We start from the raw sequence: 8,623 nt of genomic DNA, 5'->3' as shown, positions 1-8,623 counted from the left end.
TAGTAGTTAGAGTAGGTAAAGTAGTTAGTTAGTAATACGTAGTTTAGACGTACGTAGAAAGAAAGTAAAAATAAAGTACTAACGAACTAACAAAACGACTAAACTTACTAATACAAAAGAGTTGCGTTTTTTATTAACTAAAAGAAGTAAGGGACACTAAGTATAGTGATAACAAGCCTTCTTTCGGATATCCAATTGTCCGACCAAGTCAAAGGAAGCTAGCACCAAATAGCGCTGAGCAAACAATCTTTGATGGTTCATCTCACACTGATTATTAGCTCACACTAATCGGACGGCCTATTAACGCGGATAAAATAATTGACTTACTTTTTATGTGTAACTATAATAGTTACAAAGTAACCATTAGTAGTGGCATTGAGTAATATTTTTTTAATTTAATTGTAACTGATACAGTTACAATTAAAAAGAGAACATAAAACAACCAAAAAATGTAAAAACTTTAAATAGCAGCATGAGAAAGGAGACGGGAATTTTGAAACGGTTTAAGTTTTATATGATTAGCGGTATTGTACTCGTTTTGTTAATAGTATGTAACTTCGTTGATAAGCCGATTGCGAAGGTTGAAGAAGTGAAAGATACTGTTATGATGAAGATAAATACGAAAGAGAGTATGGCGCAGATTGATGGACAGACGATTTATTTTAAGCAAATTGGTGAGGGGAAGCCGCCTTTACTTATGCTTCACGGGTTTGGTGGTTCTTCAGATGGATTTAGTGATATTTATCCGGAACTAGCGAGAGATCATACGATTATCGCGGTTGATATTTTAGGATTTGGGCGTTCTTCTAAGCCAATTGATTTTCAGTATTCGTTTCCTGCGCAAGTGAATTTATATTATAAGTTAATGAAGAAGCTTGGATATGATCAGTTCGCAGTACTTGGTCATTCGATGGGTGGAGAGATGTCCCTTAATTTAGCGTACTTATATCCGGACGCGGTTACGCATCTTATTTTAGCGGATTCTACAGGAATTGAATCTTTTGAGCAAAAAGAAGGTTATGAAATGCCACAGTTATCAACGGACCTGCAAACTGTAACAGCAATTACGGATTATAATAAAAATGAAGTGAAGAATAGTCGAGATGATAAAAAGCATTATGATGAGCTTACGAAAATGAAAGAGCGCCGCATTACGATGGAAGCAGATAAAATTAAGGTGCCGACTTTAATTATTTGGGGTAGGCACGATAAGAGTGTTTCTTGGGAAAATGGTGAACTGTATCATCAGTTATTTACAAATAGTACGTTTCATATCATTGAAAAAGGATACCACGCACCGTTTCGCCAGGAACCAATCGAATTTATGGAATATGTACAAGCGTTTTTCGCGAAGCATCCACAAGGATAAAATGAATTTTCAAGCATAAATCCACTTCTTTCCTCATAGAGTGAAACTAATAAGGCTTGTCTAAGGAAAGGAATGAACGAAAGTGGAAACTTTACCATGGTGGATTTATCTTGTGATCATTGGGATTGTACTAAGTGGCTACATGGTTTTATATACTTCGAAAAAAGAGCAAGAGATGGATAATGATTTTATCGAAAAAGAAGGCGAAGTTTATATGAAGCGTTTAGAAGAAGAACGCGAGAAACGTAATCAGGATAGTGATAAAGATTCAGTATTGCTTTAATAGAAATTTTGAAAGGCTACCACTTAGTAGAACTTTACATCTAGGTTGGTAGTCTTTTTTTCTTTTGAGGGAAGCAAGTGCATGTCCATCAAGTTAAGCTTATATAAGTTTAATTTTACATATATACGAGATTCATCATGAACTTTTATTGATGGTATTTATATATATATTTACTCATAAGAATGGAACTAGCTTAGTATTTACTGGGGGGATTAAGAATGAATAGGGATGAAACCTCATTACATCCTGATACGGGTGTTACGTCTGTAATGTTTGTTGAACGTTCATTAAATGAAATTCGTTTTTGGTCTAGAATCATGAAGGAGCATTCTTTTTTTCTTCGATTGGGGTTTAGATGCGAGGATACCCAACTAATCGAAGAGGCTAATCAATTTTATCGATTGTTTGAACATATCGAACAAATAGCATACTCCTATACAAATGAAACAGATCCTGGGCAAATAAAAAGATTTAATTCAGAAGTACAACAAGCCGCAACTAATATTTGGGGATTTAAGCGAAAAATTTTAGGTTTAATTCTCACATGTAAATTGCCAGGACAAAATAATTTTCCACTGTTAGTTGACCACACAAGTAGGGAAGCTGATTATTTTAGAAGACGTTTAATTGAATTAAATGAAGGTAAATTAGATGCTCTTCCTGATGCTATTATTAAAGAAAATGTTTTCTTTTTAAGGATTATGGCAGACCATGCTAAATTTATTGGTCATCTTCTTGATCCATCGGAAAGAAAGCTTGTAGATACAGCCCGGAATTTTAGCAATGATTTTGATGAATTGATGTATCAAGCAATTGATTTAGAATCTATGAAACCACAATCTCAAACTGTTCCTCTTTTAGATCAATTTTTAGATCAAAATCGTGTGTCAGTTACATCTCTTCGGGATTTTAAGAAAACGGCACGTGATTTAATTGAGCAATGTAAAATAAAGAGTATCATTCATCCATTATTAGCAGACCATGTTTTCCGTGAAGCTGATAGATTTCTGGAAATAATTGATATGTTTGATGCTCATCTTACAAATAGTAAATCACAATCTAGATAGTAGAAGATAAGGAAAGATACTATTTGAGAAGTTAACAATTTATTGTTAGCTTCTTTTTCTTGTGATGAAAAGGTTTGAAAATGAAACTTTTAGAGGATGAAGAGATAAAAAACCAAAATAAAAATTTTCTTTTCATCTAGTAAATTTACCTTTAAAGACTATAAATACCTTTGATCATATATGTAATTATTTTTAAAATCATATATACGGAAGATTTGCTAAATGGTAGTAACAGAAGTTGAAGTTGAGTATGTAATCATTCTAAATCATACGAGAAACTTAGATGATTTGGGAAAATACCTTAAATAATAATTTCTAAATGCTGTTTATAAAAAAGGAATGCCGTTTTATTTGAATAGAATGGGCATTCTTTTTTTATCCCTGCTAATAATATAAAGGGTTTTGATACGGAATTTTAAAAAGAGGGTGTTAATATTGCTACTCTAAAAAAGGGTGTAATCAGGATAGTGGATGACATTTGGTTATCCACTTTTTTACTTTCCAAAATATAGCAACGATTCGACATGAGATATCGATTTATCAACACAAAACGATAATGATAGGAAGATCTTTCTCTCGATGTAACTTCATAGTAACAGTAACCATCCAAACCCCAATTCATACACTAGGATAGAGGTTTTTTTACCTAATAATCCGATGAAAAAGGAGTGTAATGATGGGGAAACGTACTGTTAATGAAGCGGGAGGAAGTATACCACAACCAATCCGTAGCGATGGAGCAGGTGCGATTGATTCTGGCCCGCGTAATGTTATGCGGGATATTCAAAATCCGAATATGCTCGTTCCGCCTATAACTGATGCGGGGTTAGTTCCTAACTTGAAGTTTTCATTCTCGGACACTTCTATGATTTTGAAGCAAGGCGGGTGGTCTCGGGAGATTACTGCTCGGGAACTGCCGATTTCGACTACGATTGCTGGAGTAAATATGAGTTTAACTGCGGGCGGGATACGTGAACTTCATTGGCATAAAGAAGCAGAATGGGCGTATATGCTTTTAGGACGGGCACGAATAACTGCTGTTGATCAAAACGGACGGAATTTTATTGCTGATGTTGGTCCGGGTGATCTTTGGTATTTCCCGCCTGGTATTCCGCATTCTATTCAAGGATTGGAACATTGTGAATTCCTGCTCGTTTTCGATGATGGACATTTTTCTGATCTATCTACTTTAGCTATTTCAGACTGGTTTGCACATACGCCAAAAGAAGTCTTAACAGCTAATTTCGGAGTACCGGAGAGTGCTTTTAACTCCATTCCTTCAGATCAAGTTTATATTTATCAAGGAGAGGTACCAGGCTCGCTTGAAAGTCAGGAAGTTCAATCACCGAAAGGGGAAGTTCCTTTAACATTTAAACATGAACTGTTAAAACAAAAGCCGATTAAGACCCCTGGTGGTAGTGTCCGAATTGTAGATTCTACGAATTTTCCTATTTCAAAAACAATCGCAGCGGCGCTCGTTGAGGTTGAGCCTGGTGGAATGAGAGAACTTCATTGGCATCCAAACAATGATGAGTGGCAGTATTATCTTACCGGGCAAGCGAGAATGACTGTGTTTCTTGGAAATGGTACAGCCCGTACATTTGATTATCGAGCTGGTGATGTCGGATATGTACCGTTTGCGACTGGGCATTATATTCAAAATACAGGTACTGAAACATTGTGGTTTTTAGAGATGTTCAGAAGTAATCGTTTTGAAGATGTATCGTTAAATCAATGGATGGCATTGACTCCTAAAGAAATAGTGGAAAGTAATATACATGTTGGGCCGCAAGTGATGGATTCTTTACGTAAAGAGAAATGGCCTGTTGTGAAATATCCGGGATTTTCATATAGTCCGAAAAATGATGAGTAAAAATGAAAATTTGCGTTATTCTTTCTAGAGACTGATAAGAAGGGATGGCGTATTTTTTATGCCTAATCTAGTCTTTACTAGTATTCGTTCTTTGTATTATTGTTCGGGAAATTATTATAGAAGAAAAGTATATGAAATCTGCATGATATAAAATACAAAACGGCGCTAGTATAAGGTGTAACGCGCAAGTTGCACAGGTTATGCAACGATAACTAGCTTTACTCTTCATCATTTATTTGACCATACTAGACGTAGAGAGGTGATAAACACAGTATGATTTTTAGTGAACGTTTGAAAGAAGAAAGGGAAAAAAGAAATTGGTCGCAAAATGATTTGGCTGAAAAACTTCATGTAAGTAGGCAGTCTGTTTCGAAATGGGAGACGGGAAAGAACTATCCGAGCATTGAAATTATTATTCATTTAAGTGATCTGTTCGGGATTACGATTGATGAACTGCTAAGGAGTGATGAAGAATTGACGCAGAAAGTAATTGAAGATAGTAAGCAATTGGCATATCCAAAATGGAAGGTGTTTTTTGATAGTCTATTTATGATAGGAGTATTTTTGTTTATTGCAAAAATCGTTGTATGGATGCTAAATAAATTTGCAGGAGCAAGCATTACAATTATAGCGGATGCACCATACGTAATGAATTTTTTACCTCTCATATTAATGGTTATAGGTGGTATGGGATCTGATAAGTTGAAGAAAATATATAAATAGAGGAAAGATTTGAAAGAAATCCCCTACACTAGCTGTTCTTTCCACTCAAATTGTGTACTATAAAGGATAGGATGACATAAAGAAGGGGACATTTAGAATGGAATTTCATGAACAGAAGATTTTGCCGGCAGTGAGGCAAATTAAAGATTTGGAGAAGCTATTACATAGTTCGTATGAGTATATTGTTATTTTAGATATTCATGTCGGTCAATTGAAGAGTGTTGTGTCGCTCGCAAAGCAGCATGGGAAAAAGGTGTTTTTACATGTTGATTTGATCCATGGATTACAAAGTGATGGGCATGCGACGGAGTTTTTATGCCAAGAGTATAAACCGTACGGGTTATTGTCAACAAAGGCGAGCGTAATTATGAAGGCGAAGCAAAAGGGTGTCGTCTCAATTCAACGCATCTTTTTAATTGATTCTAGCGCGATGGAAAAGAGCTGTAATTTGCTAGAAAAGACGAAGCCGGATTATATAGAGGTGCTTCCTGGTGCGCTAACGGATGTGATCGCTGAAGTGAAAGAGCGTACAGGTGTACCGATTTTAGCGGGTGGTTTTATTCGTACTGTTGAGGATGTTGAAAGAGCGTTAAATGCTGGTGCGACAGCAATTACGACATCGAAAAAAGAACTATGGAAACATTACCAAAAAAAGTGACGAAAATGTGAAAAAATTCTGTTGACACCGCTTTCATTAGAGGTTAACATTATAGACAAGTTAATAAACGTGACGGAGAAAAGAAGAGATCCACATTTTATTGTTTCTATATATATTATATAGAAGCATGGAAGCTGTGGATCTTTTTCTTTTGAAAAAAAACGAATGGCCATTCATTTTACCTCTATCACTTTTTGAAAGCATTTAAATTGATTGTGGAGGGATTTTATGTCAGCATTTTTAGGGGAATTAATAGGGACAGCGTTGTTAATCTTACTTGGTGGCGGCGTTTGTGCTGGTGTAAGTTTAAAGAAATCGTTTGCGAAAGATTCTGGTTGGATTGTAATTACAATGGGCTGGGGCTTAGCGGTTGCTATGGCAGCGTATGCAGTTGGATCAATTAGTGGGGCACATTTGAATCCGGCTTTAACGATAGGACTTGCTTTTAAGGGAGCGTTCCCATGGAGTGACGTACCTATGTATATCGCAGCACAAATGATTGGGGCAATTATCGGGGCAGTTATCGTATATTTACACTACTTACCACATTGGAAAGAAACAGAAGATCCAGGAACAAAGTTAGGTGTATTTGCAACAGGTCCAGCAATTCCGAACACATTTGCAAACCTTTTGAGTGAAATGATTGGAACATTCGTTTTAGTATTTGGTATATTAGCAATTGGAGCAAATAAATTTGCAGATGGATTAAATCCATTTATCGTAGGTTTCTTAATTGTAAGTATTGGTTTATCATTAGGTGGAACAACAGGATACGCAATCAATCCGGCTCGTGATTTAGGTCCGCGTATTGCACACTTCTTCCTTCCGATTGCAGGAAAAGGCGGTTCAAATTGGAAGTATGCATGGATTCCAGTAGTTGGTCCGATTCTAGGCGGATCACTTGCAGGTTTATTCCATCAAGTTGTATTTGAAGGAAAACAAAATCCAGCACTTATTTATGTGATTATTGCAACTGTGATTGTACTAGCAATCTCTTATATGACAAGTAAAAAAAGTGGAACTACTACAAAAAGTAGAAAAGTAGCATAGGGGGAAACCGATATGAAAAAATATATTCTTTCATTAGACCAAGGAACAACAAGCTCACGCGCAATTCTTTTCAATAAAGAAGGAAAAATCGTTCATTCAGCTCAAAAAGAGTTTACACAACATTTTCCAAAGCCGGGCTGGGTTGAGCATAATGCACAAGAAATTTGGGGATCTATTTTAGCGGTTATCGCAACTTGCTTAAGTGAAGCGGATGTAAAACCAGAACAAATCGCTGGTATCGGTATTACGAACCAACGTGAAACAGCGGTTGTATGGGATAAAACAACTGGAAAACCAATTTATAACGCAATCGTATGGCAATCTCGTCAAACAGTTGAAATTTGTGATGAGTTAAAAGAAAAAGGTTATAGCGAGATGGTTCGCGAAAAAACAGGTCTTTTAATTGATGCATACTTCTCTGGTACGAAAGTAAAATGGATTTTAGATAACGTTGAAGGTGCAAGAGAAAAAGCGGAAAACGGCGAGTTATTATTCGGAACAATTGATACATGGCTTGTATGGAAATTATCTGGCGGTAAAGCGCACGTAACAGATTACTCAAATGCATCACGTACATTAATGTTTAACATTCACGACTTACAATGGGATGATGAGCTTCTAGACATGTTAACAGTACCAAAGAGTATGCTTCCAGAAGTACGTCAATCATCTGAAATATATGGAGAAACAATTGATTATCACTTCTTCGGCCAAAATATACCGATTGCAGGTGTAGCTGGTGACCAGCAAGCAGCATTATTTGGACAAGCTTGTTTCGGTGAAGGTATGGCGAAGAATACTTACGGAACTGGTTGCTTCATGTTAATGAACACAGGCGAAAAAGCAGTTGCTTCTGAGCATGGCCTATTAACAACAATTGCATGGGGTTTAGATGGTAAAGTAAATTACGCATTAGAAGGAAGTATTTTCGTAGCAGGTTCTGCAATTCAGTGGTTACGTGACGGAATGCGCATGTTTAAAGATGCGAGCGAGAGTGAAGTGTACGCATCACGCGTTGCATCAACTGAAGGTGTATACGTTGTACCGGCATTCGTAGGTTTAGGTACACCGTATTGGGATAGTGAAGTACGCGGCGCTATGTTTGGTGTAACACGCGGTACGACGAAAGAGCACTTCATTCGTGCAACGCTAGAATCTTTAGCATACCAAACGAAAGACGTATTATGCGCAATGGAAGCAGATTCAGGTATTGAACTGAACACATTACGTGTTGATGGTGGTGCGGTTAAGAATAACTTCTTAATGCAGTTCCAAAGTGATATGTTAGACGTTCCTGTAGAGCGTCCAGTGATCAATGAAACGACAGCTTTAGGTGCAGCATATTTAGCAGGTCTTGCGGTTGGATATTGGAAAAACCAAGATGAAATTAAAGCGCAGTGGCATATGGACAAACGCTTTGAACCAACGATGGAAGCGGAAACAAGCGAAGAGCTATATGCTGGATGGAAAAAGGCAATTGAAGCAACAAAAGCTTTCAAATAATCATAAACAGTGTTATAATGGTGACAAGTTAATAATTCGGTAGGAGATTTGGAGAGACCACAACGCGCTATAGAGGCGAAATCTATAGCGGAGTTTG

Annotated in this window: 8 protein-coding genes; all 8 read left to right on the top strand. The window is 36.8% G+C overall.

The window, feature by feature from the left end:
- The first annotated feature begins 493 nt into the window (after nucleotides 1-493).
- The 8 genes from CDB3_RS19145 (at nucleotide 494) to glpK (ending at nucleotide 8,526) form a co-directional block, all read left to right on the top strand.
- Nucleotides 494-1,369 carry an alpha/beta fold hydrolase gene (locus CDB3_RS19145; protein ID WP_128855586.1) on the top strand — a complete coding sequence of 292 codons (876 nt, stop codon included), beginning with the start codon at nucleotides 494-496 and terminating at the stop codon, nucleotides 1,367-1,369.
- Between the two features lie 82 nt (nucleotides 1,370-1,451).
- Nucleotides 1,452-1,652 (top strand): sporulation YhaL family protein, encoded by a 201-nt coding sequence (locus CDB3_RS19140; protein ID WP_002087191.1) that lies wholly within the window; start codon nucleotides 1,452-1,454, stop codon nucleotides 1,650-1,652.
- A 218-nt stretch (nucleotides 1,653-1,870) separates the two neighbouring features.
- Nucleotides 1,871-2,719 (top strand): DUF2935 domain-containing protein, encoded by an 849-nt coding sequence (locus tag CDB3_RS19135; RefSeq protein WP_128855585.1) that lies wholly within the window; start codon nucleotides 1,871-1,873, stop codon nucleotides 2,717-2,719.
- A gap of 676 nt (nucleotides 2,720-3,395) precedes the next feature.
- Nucleotides 3,396-4,592: an oxalate decarboxylase family bicupin gene (locus CDB3_RS19130; RefSeq protein WP_128855589.1), complete on the top strand. Its 1,197-nt coding sequence runs from the start codon at nucleotides 3,396-3,398 to the stop codon at nucleotides 4,590-4,592.
- A 273-nt stretch (nucleotides 4,593-4,865) separates the two neighbouring features.
- Nucleotides 4,866-5,315: a helix-turn-helix domain-containing protein gene (locus CDB3_RS19125; RefSeq protein ID WP_128855584.1), complete on the top strand. Its 450-nt coding sequence runs from the start codon at nucleotides 4,866-4,868 to the stop codon at nucleotides 5,313-5,315.
- Nucleotides 5,316-5,412: 97 nt separating this feature from the next.
- On the top strand, nucleotides 5,413-5,973 hold the full coding sequence (glpP, locus tag CDB3_RS19120; RefSeq protein ID WP_000394290.1) for a glycerol uptake operon antiterminator GlpP: 561 nt from the start codon (nucleotides 5,413-5,415) through the stop codon (nucleotides 5,971-5,973).
- 228 nt (nucleotides 5,974-6,201) lie between these two features.
- On the top strand, nucleotides 6,202-7,023 hold the full coding sequence (gene glpF / locus CDB3_RS19115; RefSeq protein WP_128855583.1) for a glycerol uptake facilitator protein GlpF: 822 nt from the start codon (nucleotides 6,202-6,204) through the stop codon (nucleotides 7,021-7,023).
- A gap of 12 nt (nucleotides 7,024-7,035) precedes the next feature.
- Entirely contained in the window at nucleotides 7,036-8,526 is a 1,491-nt protein-coding gene (gene glpK, locus CDB3_RS19110; protein ID WP_128855582.1) for a glycerol kinase GlpK, read from the top strand.
- Nucleotides 8,527-8,623 lie beyond the last annotated feature (97 nt).

This window comes from Bacillus sp. CDB3 (genome assembly GCF_002081505.1).
Taxonomy (GTDB): Bacteria; Bacillota; Bacilli; order Bacillales; family Bacillaceae_G; genus Bacillus_A; species Bacillus_A cereus_AT.
The sequence above is the reverse complement of the archived record's forward strand: the minus strand, read 5'-3'. Positions and strand labels throughout refer to the sequence as shown.